The sequence below is a fragment of the Burkholderia sp. 22PA0106 genome (genome assembly GCF_047497155.1).
Classification (GTDB): domain Bacteria; phylum Pseudomonadota; class Gammaproteobacteria; order Burkholderiales; family Burkholderiaceae; genus Burkholderia.
The window spans coordinates 1,464,593-1,484,942 of record NZ_CP163163.1 but is presented as its reverse complement, the minus strand read 5'-3'; the positions used below and the strand labels follow the sequence as shown (position 1 = coordinate 1,484,942).

Annotated in this window: 13 protein-coding genes and 1 tRNA gene; 8 read left to right on the top strand and 6 right to left on the bottom strand. The window is 64.9% G+C overall.

The window, feature by feature from the left end; translation table 11 throughout:
- Positions 1-75 precede the first annotated feature (75 nt).
- The gene (locus AB4850_RS21540; protein ID WP_414445012.1) at positions 76-735 is read left to right on the top strand and encodes an amino acid ABC transporter permease; all 660 of its coding nucleotides are present in this window, start codon (positions 76-78) and stop codon (positions 733-735) included.
- Positions 736-783: 48 nt separating this feature from the next.
- Here AB4850_RS21540 and AB4850_RS21535 read toward each other — a convergent pair whose 3' ends face one another.
- From AB4850_RS21535 to rnr, 6 genes are all read right to left on the bottom strand, one after another.
- The gene (locus tag AB4850_RS21535) at positions 784-1,773 is read right to left on the bottom strand and encodes a Gfo/Idh/MocA family protein (RefSeq protein WP_414445011.1); all 990 of its coding nucleotides are present in this window, start codon (positions 1,771-1,773) and stop codon (positions 784-786) included.
- Positions 1,774-1,899: 126 nt separating this feature from the next.
- Positions 1,900-2,613 (bottom strand): FadR/GntR family transcriptional regulator, encoded by a 714-nt coding sequence (locus AB4850_RS21530; protein WP_414445010.1) that lies wholly within the window; start codon positions 2,611-2,613, stop codon positions 1,900-1,902.
- A 341-nt stretch (positions 2,614-2,954) separates the two neighbouring features.
- The gene (rpiA, locus tag AB4850_RS21525) at positions 2,955-3,650 is read right to left on the bottom strand and encodes a ribose-5-phosphate isomerase RpiA (protein WP_414445009.1); all 696 of its coding nucleotides are present in this window, start codon (positions 3,648-3,650) and stop codon (positions 2,955-2,957) included.
- A 138-nt stretch (positions 3,651-3,788) separates the two neighbouring features.
- A complete protein-coding gene (locus AB4850_RS21520) occupies positions 3,789-4,634 on the bottom strand; it encodes an N-acetylmuramoyl-L-alanine amidase (RefSeq protein WP_414445575.1) in 846 nt (281 codons plus the stop codon).
- A gap of 83 nt (positions 4,635-4,717) precedes the next feature.
- Positions 4,718-5,467 (bottom strand): 23S rRNA (guanosine(2251)-2'-O)-methyltransferase RlmB, encoded by a 750-nt coding sequence (gene rlmB / locus AB4850_RS21515; RefSeq protein WP_414445008.1) that lies wholly within the window; start codon positions 5,465-5,467, stop codon positions 4,718-4,720.
- Positions 5,468-5,622: 155 nt separating this feature from the next.
- Positions 5,623-8,094, bottom strand: a complete 2,472-nt coding sequence (rnr, locus tag AB4850_RS21510; RefSeq protein ID WP_414445007.1) for a ribonuclease R — start codon at positions 8,092-8,094, stop codon at positions 5,623-5,625.
- Positions 8,095-8,316: 222 nt separating this feature from the next.
- Between rnr and AB4850_RS21505 the strand changes: the two genes are divergently transcribed.
- The 7 genes from AB4850_RS21505 (at position 8,317) to AB4850_RS21475 (ending at position 20,332) form a co-directional block, all read left to right on the top strand.
- Positions 8,317-8,403 (top strand) — tRNA-Leu (locus AB4850_RS21505).
- Between the two features lie 1,021 nt (positions 8,404-9,424).
- Complete coding sequence (locus AB4850_RS21500; protein WP_414445006.1) at positions 9,425-10,180, top strand: hypothetical protein; 756 nt, start codon at positions 9,425-9,427, stop codon at positions 10,178-10,180.
- Positions 10,177-11,319: a dATP pyrophosphohydrolase gene (locus AB4850_RS21495; RefSeq protein ID WP_414445005.1), complete on the top strand. Its 1,143-nt coding sequence runs from the start codon at positions 10,177-10,179 to the stop codon at positions 11,317-11,319. The genes AB4850_RS21500 and AB4850_RS21495 overlap by 4 nt, the downstream gene beginning before the upstream one ends.
- Before the next feature lie 2 nt (positions 11,320-11,321).
- Positions 11,322-12,629, top strand: coding sequence for an efflux RND transporter periplasmic adaptor subunit (locus AB4850_RS21490; protein ID WP_414445004.1), 1,308 nt, complete (start codon positions 11,322-11,324; stop codon positions 12,627-12,629).
- The gene (locus AB4850_RS21485; protein WP_414445003.1) at positions 12,626-15,760 is read left to right on the top strand and encodes an efflux RND transporter permease subunit; all 3,135 of its coding nucleotides are present in this window, start codon (positions 12,626-12,628) and stop codon (positions 15,758-15,760) included. The genes AB4850_RS21490 and AB4850_RS21485 overlap by 4 nt, the downstream gene beginning before the upstream one ends.
- Before the next feature lie 10 nt (positions 15,761-15,770).
- A complete protein-coding gene (locus AB4850_RS21480) occupies positions 15,771-18,893 on the top strand; it encodes an efflux RND transporter permease subunit (protein WP_414445002.1) in 3,123 nt (1,040 codons plus the stop codon).
- Positions 18,824-20,332, top strand: a complete 1,509-nt coding sequence (locus AB4850_RS21475) for an efflux transporter outer membrane subunit (protein WP_414445001.1) — start codon at positions 18,824-18,826, stop codon at positions 20,330-20,332. Before AB4850_RS21480 ends, AB4850_RS21475 begins: the two co-directional genes overlap by 70 nt.
- The last annotated feature ends 18 nt before the right edge of the window (positions 20,333-20,350 follow it).

Below are 20,350 nucleotides of genomic sequence, written 5' to 3'. Positions count from 1 at the left end.
TTCGCTTTGTTTCCGTCGGTTTATGATGGCGCCTTGTCAAGTTTCCGGGCGCGCCTGCCTGATTTGCCTCACACCATGTCGATCACTTCCCTGCTCGTCGATTCGCTGCCCGTGCTTGCACAGGGCGCGATCCTGACCGTCAAGTTCGCCGTCCTGTCGATGGTGTTCGGCCTCGCCGCCGCTGTCGTGCTCGCTCTGATGGGCATCGCCCACAGCCGCGTGCTGAACGCGATCGCACGCGTCTACGTGAGCCTGATGCGCGGCACGCCGCTGCTCGTGCAGATCTTCGTCATCTATTACGGCCTGCCGAGCCTCGGCATCTCGCTCGACCCGACGCCGGCCGGCGTGATCGCGCTGTCGGCCAACGTGGCCGCCTACATGTCGGAAAGCATGCGCGGCGCGATCAACGGCATCGAGAACGGCCAGTGGCTGGCCTCGTACAGCCTCGGCCTGTCGTGGGGCCAGACGCTGCGCTACGTGATCGGCCCGCAGGCGCTGCGGATCGCCGTGCCGAGCCTGTCGAACAGCCTGATCAGCCTGATCAAGGACACCTCGCTGGTGTCGGTCATCACCGTGACCGAACTGCTGCGCAGCGCGCAGGAGATCATCGCCTCGACGTATCAGCCGCTGCCGCTCTACCTCGCCGCGGCAGCGTTCTACTGGGTGCTGTGCCAGCTCCTCGAATGGGTGCAGCGCTGGTGGGAGCGCCGGCTTGCGCTGCCGGGGCGGTTTTGAGCCGCTGAATCCCGCAACGGGCGCGCGACTTGCGCGCCCGTTGCGCTTTCAGCCCTCGTCCGCCGCGAACCGCACGCCGAGCGCCAGGCGCGCCGCGTCGGTCATCGCGATCATGCCGCGCGAATGCGCATGCGTGAGCACCGGGCTTTCGGTCAGCCCATCGCGCAGCAACGCGCAGAAGTGTTCCGTCTCGTAGTTGAGGCCACCGCCCGAAAATGGCTCGTCGAGTTCGACGACGCGGCCGTCGGTGTAGCGGATCGTCGCCTTCTGCGGGTTCCACCAGTTCTCGTGAATCGTCACGGTGCCGCCTTCGGCGCCGAGCAAGGCATCGCCGCGGCCCATCACGTCGAGCCCGCAGAACAGTTGCGCGATGCCGTGCTCGTGGCGGCTGTTCAGGCTCGCGAAGGTATCCACGCCGGTCGCGCCAACCCGGCCGAGCGTCTGCACGTCGAGCGGCGCGCCGAGCCAGTCCACCGCCAGGAACATCTCGTAGATGCCGATATCGAGCAGCGCGCCACCGGCCGTCTCGAAGCTGAAGCTGGTGTGATCGGCAGGCACCGTCGAGAACGCGCCGCCGGCTCGCACGAGCCGGATCGGGCCGACCGGATCTTGCGCGAGCTGTTCGCGCAGCCGCCGGTAGAGCGGATAGAACGGCGGCTTCATCGCCTCCATGAACAGCCGGCCGGCCGCCTTGGCGGCGGCCAGCACCGTGTCCAGCTCGCGCGCGTTGACGGTGGCCGGCTTCTCGCACAGCACGGCCTTGCCGGCGGCGAGCGCGGCGCAGGCGTAGCGCGCGTGGCTGTCGTTGAGCGTGGCGATGTAGATGGCATCGACGTCCGACGCGCACAGCGCCTCGAAACTGTCGATCGGCGTGCCGCCATGCGCCGCGCAGAACTCGGCGGCGGCATCGGCACGGCGCGCCCAGACGTGGGCCAGCGCAGCGTCGGCGACGTGCGGCAGCGATTGTGCGAAGCGGCGCGCGATCGCACCGGCGCCGACGATGCCGAAACGGATCGGGGAAGAGGAAGGAACGTTCATCGGGATCGAGCTCGACAGGAAATCAACGCCGGACGAACCGGCGGGGAGCCGTCATGATAACGGTCCGCCGCCAGCGCATCGCAGCGTCATCCGTCGAGGCCCCGCCCCGGGAGCGCCTCGATGGCCTCAGCCCGTCGCGCGCATCGGCACTGCGTTCGAAGCCTCGTCGGTCAGATCGATCAACTCGCGCGCGGCGGCTTCGGCGGCCCGCCCGTTGCGCTGCTCGATCGCCTCGACGACGCGCTGATGCAGCTCGACCAGCCGCTCGGGCGCGCCTTCGCGGCCGGCCGTCTGCTCGCGCACGAGCCGCAGCGCACCGCTGATGATCGCGCTCATCTGCTGGAAGAATTGATTGCCGCTGGCGTGGACAATCCGCGCGTGGAGCCGCTCGTCCGCCTCGTCGTAACCCGCCTCGCCCGGTTCGAGCGAACGGAACACATCGAAGGCTTCGCGAATACCGGCGATATCGGCGCCATTCGCACGCTCGGCCGCCTGCCCGGCCGCGCGCGGCTCGATCAGCATGCGGAATTCGAGCACGTCGCGCATGAATTGCGGATCGGGCTTGGCGCGGAAGCGCCAGTTCACGACGTCCTCGTCGATCATCCGCCAGTCGCGCATCGGCCGCACCCGCGTGCCGACCTTGGGCCGGACATCGAGCATGTCGCGAGCGAGCAGCATCGAGAGTGCTTCACGCATGACGGTCCGGCTGACGTCGAAATCCTTGGAAAGCACGTCCTGCGGCGGCAGGATGCCACCGTATTTGTCTTCCACGATTCCCGTCACCAACCCGTCCATGACCTTGCTGACGAGCGACCTGTCTTTGTCTTTTGCTTGTTCCATAGGAGACCTCCCCGTTACTACATATCTGTGTTGGCGTGCTGCCCCCGCAGTCCGGCCTGGCCCCTTTTACAGCTCTCTCGATTGAAAACGACTCGCGAAACGATTGTTCTTATGTTCGATACGTTGCTGAGTTCGCGGTCGCAACGCTATCTGGAAAACACCTGAGAGGGTAATCCCTCTTACGATTTCCTAAACGCATCGTATCTCAAAAAAAAGCCCGACAGGCCTGGAAAAGCGCGTCGGACGATTTATCAGGACCGCAAAACGTTTGCGATGATTAAGGCCGATGCAATTCGTTGGTTTTTTGAATTGCGATTGGCCTTAATGTTTTAAACCCCTATTTAATGCGTGCGGTAATCGATCGATTCCACGCCGCTCGCGCCGCCCAGCAGGCAGAGGTCGGCGCCGCGTTGCGCGAACAGGCCGACCGTCACCACGCCGGGCCAGCCGTTGATGGTGGCTTCGAGCCCGCGCGGATCGGCAATCGACAGCCCCTTGACGTCGAGGATCTCGTTGCCGTTGTCGGTCAGGAACGGCGAGCCGTCCTTCGCCACGCGCAGCACCGGCACGCCGCCAAGCGCCGTCAGCTGGCGGCCGATGGCGGTGCGCGCCATCGGCACCACTTCGACCGGCAGCGGGAACGCGCCGAGCGTGGCCACGCGCTTGCTGGCGTCGGCGATGCACACGAAGGTGCCCGACACCGATGCGACGATCTTCTCGCGCGTCAGCGCGCCGCCGCCGCCCTTGATCATCGCGCCGCTCGCATCGATCTCGTCCGCGCCGTCGACGTACACCTGCAGGCCTTCGACCTCGTTCAGGTCGAACACGCGGATGCCGTGCGATTCGAGCCGTTGGGTGGTGGCGATCGAGCTGGATACGGCACCGCGATAACGGCCCTTGATCGCCGCCAGCGCGTCGATGAAGCAGTTCGCGGTAGAGCCCGTGCCGACGCCGATCACGGAGCCTTCCGGCACGTTGGCGAGCACGTAATCGGCGGCGGCCTGGCCGACGAGGCGTTTGAGTTCGTCTTGAGTCATGGTGGGGATGAAGCGCTGATTGCGAAACCCGCGAGTCTACCGGACTCGCCCGACGCGGCGGCGATTTTCGGGCGCCTGCGAGGCATCGGCGCGACAATCGACGGGCGGCCGCACCGGCGGGGTGCAGGGCCGCCGGAATCAGGGCGCGTCGGGTTGCGATACCGGCGTGGCCGAGGGTGCCGCGCCGGGGAAGTACTTGTCGAGCAGCGCCTGCGCGATCGCGTCGGTTTGCGCATCCGGATTGCCCGAATAATCGGCTGGCCGGAAATGCATCTGGAACGCCGCGAACACGCGCCGCGTGCGGGCGTCGAGCACGCCGTCGGTGGCCACGTCGTAGCCATAGCGCGCCAGCTTCGACTGCAGCCCGCGCACATCGGCGGGATCGCCGGGCGCACGGCCCGCCAGATCCGCGGCGACGGTCGCATCGTCAGGCCACGCGCCGATGCCGGCACGGTACAAGGCCAGCCACGGGAACGCCGGCCCCGGATCGATCTTGCGCTGCGGCGCGATATCGCTGTGACCCACCACGCGCGTCGGCGGAATGCCGTAGCGCGTGACGATGTCCTTCGCGAGCTTCACGACCGCCTCGACCTGATCGGGTGCATACGGTTGCCAGGTGCGATCGGTGGGCGCGTCGAGCGGCCCGGCATTGACGATCTCGATGCCGATCGACGCGGCATTGAGCTCGGTGGTGCCCTGCCAGTCGCTGACACCGGCATGCCAGGCCCGCTGGCTTTCCGGTACGAGCTGGAGCACCACCGGCTCGCCATTGCGGCGCGCCGGCTGGCTCGGGATAAGGTAATGCGCGCTGACCTCGTTGTGGGTCAGCGTGAACAGTGCGCGCCGGTCATCCGACTCGGTGTAGTGCATCACGAGGAAGCGCACGCGCGAATCGGCGCCCTGCGCCGGATGACTCGTGTCGGCCACGTAGGTGCCGCGATCGACCAGCGTGGGCGACGCGCATGCGGCCAGCAATGCGGCCATGCCACCCAGCGCGAGCGCACGCGCCGGCCGCACCCATGGTGCGAGCCCGGCCCAAAGATTCGCGATGCGCGCCACCACGCGGCTTACTTCGCCACCGCCACACGACGCTGGCGCACGGCTTCGTACAGCACCACGCCGCTCGCCACCGACACGTTCAGGCTCTCGACGCTGCCGGCCATCGGAATGTTCATCACGTCGTCGCAGGTATCGCGCGTGAGCCGGCGCATGCCCTCGCCCTCGGCGCCCATCACGAGCGCGACCGGGCCTTCCAGCTTGGTTTCGTAGAGGCTGGCCGTGGCGTCGTCGGAGGTGCCGATCACCCACACGCCGGCGTCCTTCAGCTCGCGCAACGCGCGCGCGAGGTTCGTCACCGTGATGTACGGCACCGTGTCGGCCGCGCCGCTGGCGACCTTGGCCGCCGTGGCGTTCAAGCCCACCGCGCGGTCGCGCGGCGCGATGATGGCATGCGCGCCGGCCGCATCGGCCACGCGCAGGCACGCGCCGAGATTGTGCGGATCGGTCACGCCGTCGAGCACCAGCAGCAGCGCCGGGCCCTGGATGCCGTCGAGCAGCTCGGCGAGATTCTGCGCGAGCGGCAGATCCTCCACGCGCGCGACCACGCCCTGATGGCGCTCGGTGTGCGCCAGGCCCCACAAGCGCGTTTCGTCGGCCGCGATCAGCCGCACGCCGGCCTCCTTCGCGGTGGCCAGAAAATCGATCATCCGGCGATCGCGCCGGGTCTGGTCGTACAACACCTCGGCAACCGTCGACGCGTCGTGGCGCAGGCGCGCGGTGACGGCGTGAAAACCGTAGAGAACCTTCAAACGTGACATGACTGGACCAACCTTCATCTAAACGCGAGGCGCATGGTATGCGTCGCGGGAATGGTAAAACGCAAGCGCCGCGTGACGGGCCTGGCGGCCTGACAACGCGGCGTCTTCAATGCATCGAATGCACGGGCCGGCGCCTTGCAACGCCGGCCGCGGCATCAATATTTCTTGCGCGGGCGCGCCTTCTTGGCGGCCGACTTGGCCGGTGCACCGCCCTTCTTCTTGGCGGCGGGATGTGCGCCATGCGCTTCCTTCGCAGCCGGTGCCGGTGCGGTAGCCACCGACTTCTGGCGGCGCGGCGGCGGCGGTGCATCGTCGTCGCTCGTGATGCCGGGCATCGCACGCACGCGCGCGCCGCCACGCTCACCGGCCGGACCAGGACCCGCGCCACGCACGGTTTTCACCGGCGTGTCGCGCACCAGGCGGAAGTCGATCTTGCGCGCATCGAGATCGACGCGGCTGACCTGCACGCGCACGCGATCCGACAGGCGATAGCGAATGCCGGTACGCTCGCCGCGCAGCTCGTTCTTGATCTCGTCGTACTGGAAGTAGTCGGAGCCGAGCTCGGTCACATGCACCAGCCCTTCGATGAACAGCGTGTCGAGCTGCACGAAGATGCCGAACGGCGTCACGCCGTTGACCATGCCGCCGTATTCCTCGCCGAGCTTGTCGCGCATGAAATAGCACTTGAGCCAGGCTTCGACGTCGCGCGAGGCTTCGTCGGCGCGCCGCTCGTTGGCCGAGCAGTGCAGGCCGAGTTCGTCCCAGATCGCGGTGTTGGTGCGCACGCGGTTGCGGATAGCATCGTCGTCCTTCTGCATCGCGCGGGCGCGCGGCGAGATGGCCGTGTTCAGCTCGACGCCGTCGGGCGCCTTCGGCGTGTACTTCTGCCCCGACAGGATCGCGTAGATCGCGCGGTGCGTAAGCAGATCGGGATAGCGGCGGATCGGGCTCGTGAAGTGCGCGTAGGCATCGTAGGCCAGGCCGAAGTGACCGATGTTGTCCGGGCTGTAGACGGCCTGCTGCATCGAGCGCAACAGCATCGGCTGCAGCATCTGCGCATCGGGCCGCTCGCGGATCTTCGCCATCAGCGCCGCGTAATCGCTGGCGTGAGGGGTGTCACCGCCGCCGAGCGTCAGGCCCATGCCACGCAGGAACGAACGCAGGTTCTCGAGCTTCTCGGCAGTCGGGCCCGCGTGAATGCGGAACAGGCCCGGCTGCTTGTGACGCTTCATGAAATCGGCCGCGCACACGTTGGCGGCCAGCATGCATTCCTCGATCAGCTTGTGCGCATCGTTGCGCTGACGCGGCAGGATCTGCTCGATCTTGCCCTGCGCATTGCAGACGATGTAGGTCTCGGTGGTATCGAAATCGATCGCGCCACGCTTCTGGCGCGCCGCGAACAGCGCCTTGAACACCCCGTACAGATCCTGCAGATGCGGCAGGATGTCGGCGCGGCGTGCCGCCTCCGGCCCCTTGGTGTTGCCGAGCACGGCCGCGACCTCGGTGTAGGTCAGGCGCGCCGCCGAATGAATCACGGCCGGATAGAACTGATAGCCCTTCACCTCGCCGCGCGACGTCACGACCATGTCGCACACCAGCGTGCAGCGGTCGACCGCCGGGTTCAGCGAGCACAGGCCGTTCGACAGCTTCTCGGGCAGCATCGGGATCACGCGGCGCGGGAAGTACACCGACGTGCTGCGCTGGAGCGCATCGACGTCGAGCGCATCGCCCGGCTTCACGTAGTGCGAGACGTCGGCGATCGCGACGATCAGGCGGTAGCCGTCGCCACGGCCGACCTTCATTGGCTCGCAGTACACGGCATCGTCGAAGTCGCGCGCATCTTCGCCGTCGATCGTGACGAGCGGCACGTCGCGCAGATCCACGCGATAGCGCAGATCGATCGGACGCACCTTGTCGGGCAGCGCAGCCGCTGCCGCCACGGCCGCCGGGCTGAATTCGTGCGGCACGCCGTATTTGCGCACCGCGATCTCGATTTCCATGCCCGGATCGTCGATATCGCCGAGCACTTCGGTCACGCGGCCGACCGGCTGCGAGTGACGGCTCGGGAAATCGGTCAACTCGACCACCACCACCTGGCCGACCTTGGCCTTCTTGGTGTTCTGCGTGATCAGAATGTCGTGGCCGATGCGCTTGTCTTCGGGCGCGACGATCAACGCGCCGTTCTCGTTGAGCAGGCGGCCGATCACGCGCTTGTTGGCGCGATCAGTGACTTCCACCACGTGCCCTTCCGGGCGGCCGCGGCGGTCGTAGCCGACGATGCGCGCCAGCACGCGATCGCTGTGCATGACCTTCTGCATCTCGCCGCTCGGCAGGAACAGGTCGTCCTGGCCGTCGTCGCGAATCAGGAAGCCATAGCCATCGCGATGGCCCTGCACGCGGCCGGCCACGAAATTCGACGGATGGGTGAGTTGGTAATGGCCGCTCTTGTCGAGCCGGATCTGGCCGTCGCGTTCCATGGCGGCAACGCGCCTGAAGAAGCCCTCACGCTCCTGGCGCTTGATCGACAGCGCCTCGGCGATGTCGTTCGCGACCAGCGGCGCATCGCTCGTGCGCAGCACGCCGAGGATTTCTTCACGGCTCGGAATGGGATACGGATACTTGCTCAAGGGCTTGTCGATGGTTGTTCTCGTTGCGTGGACTTACCTGTCCGGTTCGAACGATCGGACGCCAGGTTGCGAGTCATTCTATCACCCGACACGGCACCAATAACCGCGAAGCGCCGTGCATCGGCCATGAGCGGGCCGTCACGCGCCACGATGCAAAAAGCTGTTGACATGATTTAGCGACCTGCTATGATTGCGTTCTTGCTTGATGCATGAGCAGCTTGTGCCCAGGTGGCGGAATTGGTAGACGCACTAGGTTCAGGTCCTAGCGGTGGCAACATCGTGGAGGTTCGAGTCCTCTCCTGGGCACCATAAAGTAGTACAGCGCAGTTTGGAAAAACCCCGCAAAGCCTTATCGCTGCGGGGTTTTTGCTATGTGCGGCCCGTTTTCATCCAATGACCAAAGCCGCATAGCCGGGACTACAGCCCCCTTCTTGCGCGCCATCCTGCAAACCGAAACGCTCTCGATCGGTGCCTGCGCGGTTGTCGGGGTTGCCCGAGCAAGCCGTCAGAGAAAAGAACTGATTACCAAGCGTAGTTACTCCTTTCCGTTGCAATTGCGGAAAAACAACCGCCGGAAAACGGCCGCCCGATTTTAAGATGCCAGAGGCGCCGCGCATATAATTGCAACAACAATACAATTGTGCGATTTCACATATAGTCCATTTTCCGTACGCCAAGAAAGCAATGCGACAAAATGCGACATTATTCCGTCACACGAAAAACTTAATAATTAAGGCTTGGATTCCGGCAAGCGACACTATTGGGTTAAGCTCACCGCAGCATTTCAATCGGAAATTTTGAAATCCTGAAAAGGCTTTCGTCTCGGTATGCTTATGGCAATCTGGGTGAGCCACGGACGTGTGGTTTGATCGAAGGCCATCAAGGGCCGCCGGCTCTGCCTGCGAAGGCTGCGACGTGTTTGTGCTTGAGGTTCATGACAATAGGACACCACGCCGCAACATCGTGACAGCAACATTGATCCTCGACAAATATGCGACTTAATGTCCGATGAAAATCGTGGCGCTATTTACCTTACCCAATGAAAAAAATCTCACTGCGTCAAACCCAATCCAAATGAACTTCGCGTCATATCAAACCAATATCGCGATTTGTCGACGATCGAAATAACGCCAAACCGGAAAATCATTGCTGCGCCAATGCGCTTTATCCAAGGCGCGAATGGCTGCAAGCGAAATCTATTTTTCTCTTTTGGCACAACCCGATCAGAAATTTGGCAACGCATCGGAATTGCATGAACGGTCGGTTTGCAACAGGCCCATAGCCACACGATGCGTGACGGAACAACGATACATTTTTCACGAGGCCTCCAATGCAAGCTCGACCGGCCAGGGCGGCACCGTTGATTGCGGTGATCGGCAGCGATGGCGCCGGAAAGTCCACTGTCTGCAAGCACGTTTTAGCGTGGGTCAGCCTGTACGGCCCGGCGGCGATGGTCCATCTGGGCAAGCAGTCGGGGAACGTCGGGCGCTCGCTTGGGCGCCTTCCGGTGGCGGGCGCAAGCCTCGATCGCCTGCTTCGCCGCAAGATCAAGAAAGCGCGTACCCGCATCGATGCCGCCAGGCAACCCGATGTGTTGGCGGCCCTGGTGATCGGCGTGTTCGTGCTGCGGCGCTGGTTGCGCTTCAGGCACATGCTCGCCCTCCGGCGCCAGGGGCTCATCGTGGTCTCGGACCGCTTCCCGCAACTGAAGATACCGGGCGCCTACGATGGGCCGCAATTTCCCTCGGCGCAGAAAGGCAATCCATTCGTGCGCTGGCTCGCGCGACGCGAACACGCGGCATTCACGTGGATGACGAGCTATCGGCCGGACCTGGTACTGCGTCTGAATGTCGATCTCGATACGGCCTGTGCACGCAAGCCGGATCACTCGCGCGCAACCCTGAAAGAGAAAATTGCCGTGACACCTTTGCTGAGCTACCACGGCGCGCCGATCGTCGATATCGACACGACCCAGCCGCTGGCAAAAGTGCTCGAAGAAGCCGCAGCCGCAGTCACAAAATTAATGGCCGAGTACGGATATTCCGTCAGTCAGGCGAGCCAACCCATAACCGGAGTTCGTTCTTGAGCGCATCCGCCCCACTGCGTGTAGCCCCTGTTGTCAGCAAGGCAGATCTGGACCAGTTCATTGCCCTGCCCAACCTCATCTTCAAGGCGGACCCGGCATGGGTACCACCGTTGCGCCTCGAGCGTCGCCAGCATCTTTCCGCGAAAACCAATCCGTGGTTCGAGCATGCCCGCTGGAAGGCGTGGCTCGCGTGGCGCGGCAATCGCCCCGTGGGACGCATCAGCGCCCAGGTCGATGCGCTCTACCTCGAACATCATGCGGATTCGACCGGTTTTTTCGGCATGCTCGATGCCGAAGACCAGCAAGAAACCTTCGCCGTGCTGCTCCATACCGCCGAGCAATGGCTGCGCGAGGAAGGGATGGCGCGCGTACGGGGGCCGTTCAACCTGTCGATCAACGACGAAGTGGGCCTGCTGGTGGAAGGTTTCGACACGCCGCCCATGTTCATGATGGGACATGCTCGGCCGTACTATCACACGCGTCTCGAACAGTGCGGCTATGGCAAGGCCAAAGACCTGCTGGCCTATATCGTCGGCGCGGACTTCCCTACCCCAAAGATCATGCAGCGACTGATCGGCAGGTCGATGCAACGCATCCGGGTACGTGCACTCGACCTCAGCCGCTTCGATGAAGAGCTTCGCACACTGCGGGACATATTCAACGATGCCTGGTCGGAAAACTGGGGCTTCGTCCCGTTTACCGATGCCGAATTCACCGACCTCGGCCGCAACCTGCGCTCGATGATCGCGCCGGAATTGATCCAGATCGCCGAGGTCGATGGCGAACCGGCGGCGTTCGTCGTGGCCGTTCCCAATCTCAACGAGGCCATCAGGGACCTGAACGGCAAGCTGCTGCCGTTTGGCTGGGCAAAATTGCTGTGGCGCCTGAAAGTCCGCTTTCCGAAGACGGTCCGTTCGCCGCTGATGGGCGTGCGGCGCGTGTTCCACGACACGCCGCTCGGCCCCTGCCTAGCGTTCCTCGTGATCGAGGCAGGGGTCAAACAGGTGCTTGCCCGAGGGGCACGGCACATCGAGATGTCCTGGATTCTGGAAAACAACGCCGGAATGCGCCACATCGTCGAATCCATGGGCGGCGAGATTTACAAGCGTTATCGCGTGTACGAAAAACCCCTGCCGTAATCATGCATTTCAGACCTGACTCCGCATCCCTTCGCGACTTGCTCGCGCACGCCACACGCTACTGGAGACAACTGCCTGCCGGCCGCCGGCTGGTGGTGATGGGTGTCGTGATCCTCGCCATCATCCTCGGCGTGGTCCTGGGCGCGCGTTACAACCGCAAGCCAGTCTCCGCCCCGGCGGTACCCGTGACCGCCGCTCTCGCCTACCAGGGTACGCTGGTGACCTACCTGTCTCAGCCCGGCACCGTGAAGCCCGCCAACAGCGTCGTGGTGCGCAGCCGCGTAGACGGCGAGCTCACGCGTGTCGCTTTTACAGGCGGTGAACAGGTCAAGGCGGGAGACCTGTTGGCTGAAATCGATCCGGGCCCTTACCGCGTACAGCTCAAGCAGACCGAGGGCGACCTCGCGCGCAGCCAGGCCCAGCTCGACAATGCGCAGGACACCCTCAAGCGCTACCAGGCGCTGCTCCAGCAGGACTCGATCACGACGCAGCGGGTCGCCGACCAGCGCTCGTTGGTACGCGAGTATGCCGCGGCGGCAAAGACCAACCAGGCCCGCGTCGACACCGGCAGGCTGCAGCTGTCCTATACCCGGATCACCGCGCCGATCTCCGGCATGGTGGGCCTTCGCCGCGTCGATTCCGGCAACCTGGTCGGGCCATCCGATGCGAACGGCATTACGGTGATTACCCAGTCGCAACCGAGCACGATCACGTTCGCGATCCCCGTTGCCTCGGCAGGACGTGTGCTTGCGTGGCTCCACAAAGGCGATTGCATCCCGGTTGACGCCTATGTCGACGGGCTGGGGTCTCCGCTCGGGACGGGCCGTCTGCGAGCGGCCAATAACCAGGTCGATCCGGCCACCGGTACGGTCAAGCTCGAGGCCGAGTTCGCCAATACCGAAGGGACGCTGCTGCCCAATCAGTTCGTCACCGTGAAATTGCCCGACCAGGTGCTGCCAAACGCGGTTCTGGTGCCCACCGACGCCATTCAGCACGGTGCTGCCGGCCCGTTCGTCTATGTCGTCAAGGCGGATAAAACGGCCGCGGTGGTGCAGGTCAAGGTGGGCCCTGGCGATGCCGTGTCCACCGCCATCGAAGCAGGTCTCGCGCCAGGCACGAAGGTCGTGGTCGAGGGCGCAGACCGGCTGCGCGCAGGCACCGCGATGAACGTCACGACGCAGGCTGGGCATTCGCAGACGTCGGCGGGTGGTCTGCCCGAATGCCGTCCCGTCCCGGCGAGCGCTATACGACGCGGCGCGGCGCAGGATATGCACCCGAGACCTCAACCCGACGCTGCCGCTCGCCCGTGAACCTGTCGCGCCCCTTTATCCTGCGGCCGATTGCGACCTCGTTACTGGCTATCGCGGTCCTGCTGGCAGGATTGTTTGCCTACCGGCTGCTGCCGCTGTCCGCCCTGCCCGAGATCGACTTTCCGACCATTCAGGTGGTCACCGTCTATCCGGGTGCGAGCTCCCGGGTCGTCGCATCGAACATCACGGCCCCGCTGGAACGGCAACTGGGCCAGATGTCCGGCCTGAGCCAGATGGCGTCCAGCAGTTCGACCGGCATGTCCACCATCACCTTGAGGTTCGATCTCCGGCTGCCGCTCGACGTGGCGGAGCAGCAAGTGCAGGCCGCGATCAATGCCTCGATGCTCGCGCTACCCGCCGACCTGGCGCAGCCGCCGATCTATCGCAAGGTCAACCCGGCCGACACGCCGGTCATGACCCTCGCCGTGACGTCGCCCACCTTGTCGTTGCAGGCGCTTCGTGGTCTCGTGGATACCCGCCTGCTGCCCAAGCTTTCCCGGGTCGGCGGCGTCGGCACGGTCAGTGTCGAAGGAGGTCAGCAGCCCGCCATCGTGGTACAGGCCGATCCGACAGCGCTCTCCTCGTTCGGCCTGACGTTGAGCGATCTGCGCACGGCAATCGGAGCGGCCAATTCGAATCAGGCAAAAGGCATCCTCGAAGGAGCAAGCCGGTCCGCCACGATCGCCATCAGCGATCCGGTCGATAGCGCGGATGCATTTCGACGCCTGATCGTGGCTGACCGGCACGGTGCCGTAGTGCGCCTGGGCGATGTCGCCAGGGTGGCCGACGGTCCGGAAGATGCGCGTCTGGCGGCATGGTCCGGCCAGACACCTGCCATCATCGTACGCATCCAGCGCCAGCCGGGTGCCAATCTGGTCGACGTAGTAGGCCAGGTCCGGCACCTGTTGCCCGAACTCGAAACAGCCATGCCCGCGGCGGTGGACCTCGCCATTCTGAGCGACCGCAGCGATACCGTTCGGGCCGCGGTGCACGATGTGCAGCTCGAGCTGGTGTTCGCCGTGCTGCTGGTCGTGTTGGTGATCTACCTGTTCCTCGGCAGTGGAACGGCCACCGCCATCCCTGCCGTGGTGGTGCCGCTGTCCCTCATCGGGACTTTCGCGGTGATGCATCTGGCGGGGTTTTCAGTCAACAACCTGACGCTGATGGCACTGATTGTCGCGACCGGGTTCATGGTCGACGACGCGATCGTCATGATCGAGAACATCGCACGCCACATCGAAGCAGGAAAATCCCCGATCAAGGCGGCATTGGCCGGCTCGCGCCAGATCGCGTTTACCGTGGTCTCCCTGACGCTGTCGCTGCTTGCGGTGTTGATCCCCCTGCTCTTCATGGGCGGGCTGGTCGGACGTCTGTTTCGCGAATTCGCACTTACCTTGGCGGTCGCGGTTCTGATTTCGGGCGTGGTTTCGCTCACCGTGACGCCCATGATGAGTGCCCGGCTCCTGCGGCGCATGCCGGAATCGGCGCAACGTGGCGTCACCCGTGCCAGCAGAGCCCTGATCGAGCGGGTGCTCGCAGCCTATGCGCGCGCGCTCGAGCGCGTACTGGCGCATCCGACGGCGACCCTCGCCGCAGTCGCAGGAATGACGGCACTGGCCGTCGTGCTCTACATGGCGATCCCCAGGGGGCTGTTTCCCGTGCAGGACACCGGTGAAATCCAGGCCACCACCGAAGCTTCGCCAACGGTTTCGTTTTCAGCGATGGCCAAACACCAGCAGGCCCTGACCCAGGTGATCCTGCAGGACCCGGCCGTTGCCAGCATCGCTTCGTTCATCGGGGTCGGTGACGGTACGCCTTCGCTCAACCAAGGCCGGATCCTGATTCACCTGAAACCATCGGCACAGCGCGACAAGCTCGGCGAGGTGATGCGCCGCCTTGCCGCCGCCCGGGGTGTCGATGGCATCGGGCTCTATCTGCAGCCGGTGCCCGATCTGACGATAGATGATCAGGTGAGCGCCGGACAATACCAACTCTCGTTGCTGGGCGCAGATCCGGCACAGCTCGCACAATGGACGCCGCGACTCGTCGAATCGTTGCGAGGCAACCGGCATCTGACAGGCGTGAGCGCCGACCAGCAGGATCACGGCCTTGAGGCGTCCGTCACCATCGATCGTGATCTCGCGAGCCACTATGGCATCGCAACGGCAGCGGTGGGTGACGCACTGCACGACGCCTTCGGGCAGCGTCAGGTGAGTACCCTGCTCACGTTGGCGGACCAGCGTCGGCTGATGCTTGAAATGCAGCCCAGGGGCAACACGATTGCCGACGCGTTGAACGGCATCTATCTCGTCCCGCCTGACGCGGCAAATCATGCGGCCGGTGCGGCGGGCAACTCGCCTGGGGCCCTGGTTCCGCTGACGTCCATTGCCACGGTAAGCGAGCGCGTCGCACCGCTCGTCATCATGCGAATCGATCAGCAGCCCGCCGCGACGATTTCGTTCAATCTGGCGCCCGGGGTCGCGCTGGGTCGTGCGCTCGAGGCGGTGGACACGGCGCAGCGCAAGCTCGGCATTCCGGCAAGCATCACCGCGCGCTGGCAGGGCGCGGCACAGGCGTTCACAGCCTCGGGCGGCGGGCAGGCATGGCTGATCCTCGCCACGGTCATCACCGTCTATATCGTGCTGGGGGTGCTTTACGAGAGCTATTTCCATCCCTTGACCATTCTGTCGACCCTGCCTCCGGCGGGAATCGGCGCATTGCTGGCACTGATCGTGGGCGGGTTCGAGCTTGATGCCATCTCGATCATCGGCATCATTCTGCTGATCGGCATCGTCCAGAAGAACGCAATCATGATGCTGGACTTCGCACTGGACGCACAACGCCGGCAAGGCCTCGCGCCACGCGAAGCCATCGTGCAGGGGTGTCTGCTGCGGTTTCGGCCGATTGTCATGACGACACTCGCCGCGATGCTGGGCGCACTGCCGTTGATGCTCGGACGCGGTGTGGGCGCCGAGCTTCGTCATCCGCTGGGCGTGGGCATCTTCTGGGGATTGGCGGTGAGCCAACTGCTGACCCTGTTCACCACGCCGGTCATCTATCTCGCGTTCGAAAAGCGTTTCGCACGCCGTGGCGCGCACGCGCGTGCCACGACGGCGGCAGAGCATTCGTGATCGAGCCGGCATGAACCTCTCCACGCCCTTCATCAATCGCCCGGTGGCCACCTCGCTGCTGTGTCTCGGCATCGTGCTGGCCGGATTACTGGCGTGGTGGCGGCTGCCCGTCGCGCCCATGCCTGCAGTGGATATGCCGACCATCCGGGTGTCGGCACAATTGCCCGGCGCGAGTCCGACCACCATGGCCGCGGCCGTGGCAACGCCGCTCGAACGCACGCTCGGGCGCATCGCCGGGCTGACCGAGATGTCCTCGTCCAGTACCGCCGGGGCCACCAATATCCGGTTGACGTTCGATCTGTCGAGCGACGTGAACGGCGCGGCACGCGATGTTCAGGCCGCCATCAACGCTGCCCGCGCTGCGTTGCCTCCTGATCTTCCCGGCAGCCCGAGCTACCGCATCCTCACGTCGTCCGACGCGCCGGTCATGGTGTTGGCGTTGACCTCGCAAAGCGCAACGCCGGCGCAGATGTATGCGGCCGCCTCGACGGCATTCAGCCAGATCCTGTCGCAGGTCGACGGCGTCGGCCAGGTGGAACTGGTCGGAAGCTCGATGCCGGCGCTGCGCATCGAGCTCGACCCCGATGCGATGAGGCAGCGCGGCATCGGCTTCGAGCAGCTACGCCGCGCAGTCGCGTCGTCGGTGTCGGGTCAACCGGTTGGCGCGCTGGATATCGGCGATCGCCATTGGCAGTTGGCAACCGATGATCGGCTCGACACGATCCATCAGTTGCAGTCGATGATCGTGGCCCATCGGGACGGATCGGTCGTGCGCCTCGACGATCTGGCCAGGATTGTCGATTCGGTGCGTGACCCGGCCAATGCCGGGCTTGCCAACGGAAGGCCCGCGGTACTGGCGTTGATTCGCGGCAAATCCGGCGCCAACACCGTCGCGGTGGTCGATGGCATCGCGCATCGTCTACCCGCGCTGCGTGCCTCGCTGCCCGGCGACATGGAGGTGAGCGCGATCGTCGACCGGGCCACGACGGTGCGGGCGTCGCTGCGCGCAGCCGAACACACGCTGGCCGGGGCCATCGTGCTGGTGGTCCTCGTGATGCTGGTATTCCTGCGCGGCCTGCGCATGGCACTGATTGCCAGTGTCGCGGTGCCGGTTTCGCTGATCGGCACGCTGATCGTCATGTCCATGCTGGGCTACAGCCTGGATCTCCTGTCGTTGATGGCGCTCACCATTGCCGTGGGTTTCGCAGTGGACGATGCGGTCGTGGTGACGGAAAACATCGCGCGTCACGTGGAAGACGGCGTACCGCCTCGGCTGGCGGCACGCCGGGGCGCGGGAGAAGTCGGCCTCACCGTACTGACGATGAGCGCCGTGCTGGTCGCCGTGTTCATCCCGCTGCTGCTGATGGGGGGCTATGTCGGCCTGTACGTGCGGGAATTCGCCGTCACGCTGGCCGTGGTGATCGGGTTCTCGCTACTGGTTTCGTTGAGCATCGTGCCCGCCCTGTGCGCGGTGTGGCTGCAGCCGGCACGGCCCGAAAGCGAGCGCGGGCGCCTGTACCGCTGGAGCGATCGCGGGTTCGCTGCACTCCAGCGCGGCTACGATCTCAGCCTGCGATGGTCGCTGCGGCACGCGTTTCTTACGCTGATGATCCTGCTCGGTGTCGTGTGCCTGAACATCGGTCTTTACGTGGCCGTTCCCAAAGGCTTTTTCCCGCGTCAGGACACCGGCGAGCTCGCAGGCGATCTCGGTGTCGGCGGCAGCGCCTCATTTTCGATTGCGAAGGAAAGGCTGGCCGTGTTCGCCGATACGGTACGCGCCGACCCGGCCGTCGCCGATGTCGCCGCCTATCTCGATCACGATTCCGGCTCGCTGTTCGCGAGCCTCAAGCCACTTTCGGAACGAAGCGCCAGCGCCGATCAGGTGGCCGCACGCCTGAACGACCGGCTCGCGAATGTGGCGGGCGCCACCTTCAGCGTGAATGCGGTTCAGAACGTTCGCATCGGTGGGCGTCGCAGCCGCTCCTCGGACGAATACACGTTGCAGGCGGACAGCCCGGATCTGCTGCGGGCGTGGATGCCGCGTATCGTGCGCGCACTCGATGCCCTGCCGGAACTGCGCAACGTTCATGCGGACGACGAGGGATCGGGCCTTTCGACCTCGCTGCGCGTCGCGCGTGACACCGCGGCGCAGTTCGGCGTCAGTTTCGCCCGAATCGATGGCGTCCTGCATGACGCATTCGCCTGGCGGCACGCGGCGACGGTCATGATGCCGCCGAACCTGTATCCGGTTCCGGTCGTGATGGGCGTGGCGCCACACTACGCGCAATCGTCGCAGGCATTCGATCGTATCGAGGTCCCAGGTGCGGGGGGACGGGGCGTGCCGTTGTCCGCATTCACGCGTATTCAGGAGCAGGAGGCGCCGCTGGAAATCAATCATTTCGGACAGTCGGCGGCAGCTACGCTCTCCTTCAACCGGGCGCCAGGCGTGTCGCTCTCGCAAGCCACAGGGGCGATCGAGCGCGCGATGGACAAGCTGGCGATGCCGACGTCGATCCACCGGAGTTTCCAGGGGTCGGCAGGGGCATTCAAACAGGCCGTGCAAAGCCAACCTGCCCTCATTCTCGGTGCGTTGCTGACGCTCTACATCGTTCTGGGCATGCTGTACGAAAGCTGGGTCCATCCGTTGACGATCCTGTCGACGCTGCCTTCCGCCGGGGTGGGCGCGGTGCTCGCCCTGATCGTGTTCCGCACCGACTTCGACGTCATTGCCCTGATCGGCATCTTCGCCCTGATCGGTATCGTGATGAAAAACGCGATCATGCTGGTGGACTTTGCGCGTGCGGCCCGGCGCAAGACCGGGCTTTCCGCGCACCGGGCAATCCGGCAGGCAGGCATGCAGCGTTTCCGCCCGATTCTCATGACCTCGCTCGCCGTCATGCTGGCCGCGATTCCGCTGTCGATCATGCATGGCGATGGCACCGAGATGCATCGACCGCTGGGCATCGCGATGGGCGGTGGCCTGATCATGAGTCAGTTGTTGACCCTTTACACGACCCCGGTCGTTTACCTCTATCTCGATCGGCTTGGCAGATGGACAGAAAAATGGCTGCGCAATCATCGCCCCCGCCGCAACGCGGGCTTGCCGGACAACCGCGCAAGGTCAACCCGGTGAGCGTGCGACGCCGTGCCCTGTGTGTCCGTGCCCTGTTCATCGCGGGTGCCGTGAGCGGCATTGCCGCCTGCACGATGGTGGGCCCCGATTATGTACGCCCCGCCTTCGATTCGCCCGCCCGCTACAAGGAGGCCAATCCCGCCCCGACGCTGGGTGCCGCCATCGCGCCGGATGACGGCAAATGGTGGCAAATCTATCGCGACCCGACGCTCGATACTCTGGTGCAACAGGTCAGCGCGAGCAATCAGTCGCTCGCGGCCGCCGACGCGCGCGTTCGGGAAGCCCGGCAACTCTCCCTGATCGCGTCCAGCGCACTGGCGCCGAGTGTCGGTGCAGGCAGCTTCCGGTCCGGGCGCAAGAATGGCATCGACTTCGGCCTCATGGTCAGTTGGGAACTGGATCTGTGGGGCCGTATCCGCCGCGATATCGAAGCTCACAAGGCCAGCGCCCAGGCCAGCGCGGACGATCTGGCCGCAGCCACCCTGTCGATGCAGGCGCAGGTCGTGCAAAGCTACTTTGCCGTACGCGAAACCGACGCCGTCATCGACCTGCTGCAACAGGCCCTCGACGTCGACGATCAGTGGGCGCGGATGGTGCGCAACCAGTCCACCCAAGGGATTGCGTCCGCGGCCGATGTCGCGGCGGCGCTGGCGCGCCAGAGCGTGGTGCAATTGCAACTGGCCAATGCAAAAACATCCCGCGCCCAGTTCGAACATGCGCTGGCCGTCATGACAGGCAAGCCGCCGGCCGACTTCGCCATTGCGCCGGCGCCATTCCAAATCGATGTGCCCGTGATTCCCGCAGGCCTGCCCGCCACCCTGCTCCACCGACGCCCGGACGTTGCCGCCAGCGAACGGCGGATGGCGGCCGCCAGCGCCCGCGTCGGGGTGAGCAAGGCCGAGACCCTGCCGACGGTCAACCTCGCCGCCGGCCTCGGGGTTCTCAAAGGGCCTCGCGCGACCGTGGATCTCCACGCGCCGCTCTACACGAACGGACGGTTGCAGGCGCAGGTCGGTCAGGCCTGGGCAGCCTACGCCGAATCGGTCGCCAACTACCGGCAAACGGTACTCGATGCCTTTCGCGAAGTGGAAGACAACCTCGTCGCCGCCGACAACCTGGCCAGTACCTCCGGGTCGCAATCGATGGCGGCAAGCGCTGCGCGCAAATCCGAGCGGGTCACGCGCAATCAGTATCAGAAGGGGGTCGCCGATTATCCTGCGATCGTGGAAGCGCAGTCCGCATCGCTCGACACGGGTCGGGCCGAACTGCAACTTCGTCTCGAGCGCCTGAATACCAGCGTGAATCTCGTCAAGGCGCTGGGCGGAGGCTGGCACGCCGACGCGGAGCCGGATACGCATGTCGAGGAAGCGATGGTCCGGCAGTCACCTGTGGCGCAGCCTGTCGTCGGTGAGGTGGCGCCCGCCAGTTGCCGCCCATAAGGGCAGACATGAGCGTGC

What these genes read in the sequence shown, in the direction of transcription:
- AB4850_RS21540 (WP_414445012.1), top strand. Translation starts at nt 76, where the DNA reads ATGTCGATCACTTCCCTGCTCGTCGATTCGCTGCCCGTGCTTGCACAG.
- AB4850_RS21535 (WP_414445011.1), bottom strand. Translation starts at nt 1,773, where the DNA reads ATGAACGTTCCTTCCTCTTCCCCGATCCGTTTCGGCATCGTCGGCGCC.
- AB4850_RS21530 (WP_414445010.1), bottom strand. Translation starts at nt 2,613, where the DNA reads ATGGAACAAGCAAAAGACAAAGACAGGTCGCTCGTCAGCAAGGTCATG.
- rpiA (WP_414445009.1), bottom strand. Translation starts at nt 3,650, where the DNA reads ATGACTCAAGACGAACTCAAACGCCTCGTCGGCCAGGCCGCCGCCGAT.
- AB4850_RS21520 (WP_414445575.1), bottom strand. Translation starts at nt 4,634, where the DNA reads ATGGCCGCATTGCTGGCCGCATGCGCGTCGCCCACGCTGGTCGATCGC.
- rlmB (WP_414445008.1), bottom strand. Translation starts at nt 5,467, where the DNA reads ATGTCACGTTTGAAGGTTCTCTACGGTTTTCACGCCGTCACCGCGCGC.
- AB4850_RS21500 (WP_414445006.1), top strand. Translation starts at nt 9,425, where the DNA reads ATGCAAGCTCGACCGGCCAGGGCGGCACCGTTGATTGCGGTGATCGGC.
- AB4850_RS21490 (WP_414445004.1), top strand. Translation starts at nt 11,322, where the DNA reads ATGCATTTCAGACCTGACTCCGCATCCCTTCGCGACTTGCTCGCGCAC.
- AB4850_RS21480 (WP_414445002.1), top strand. Translation starts at nt 15,771, where the DNA reads ATGAACCTCTCCACGCCCTTCATCAATCGCCCGGTGGCCACCTCGCTG.
- AB4850_RS21475 (WP_414445001.1), top strand. Translation starts at nt 18,824, where the DNA reads ATGGCTGCGCAATCATCGCCCCCGCCGCAACGCGGGCTTGCCGGACAA.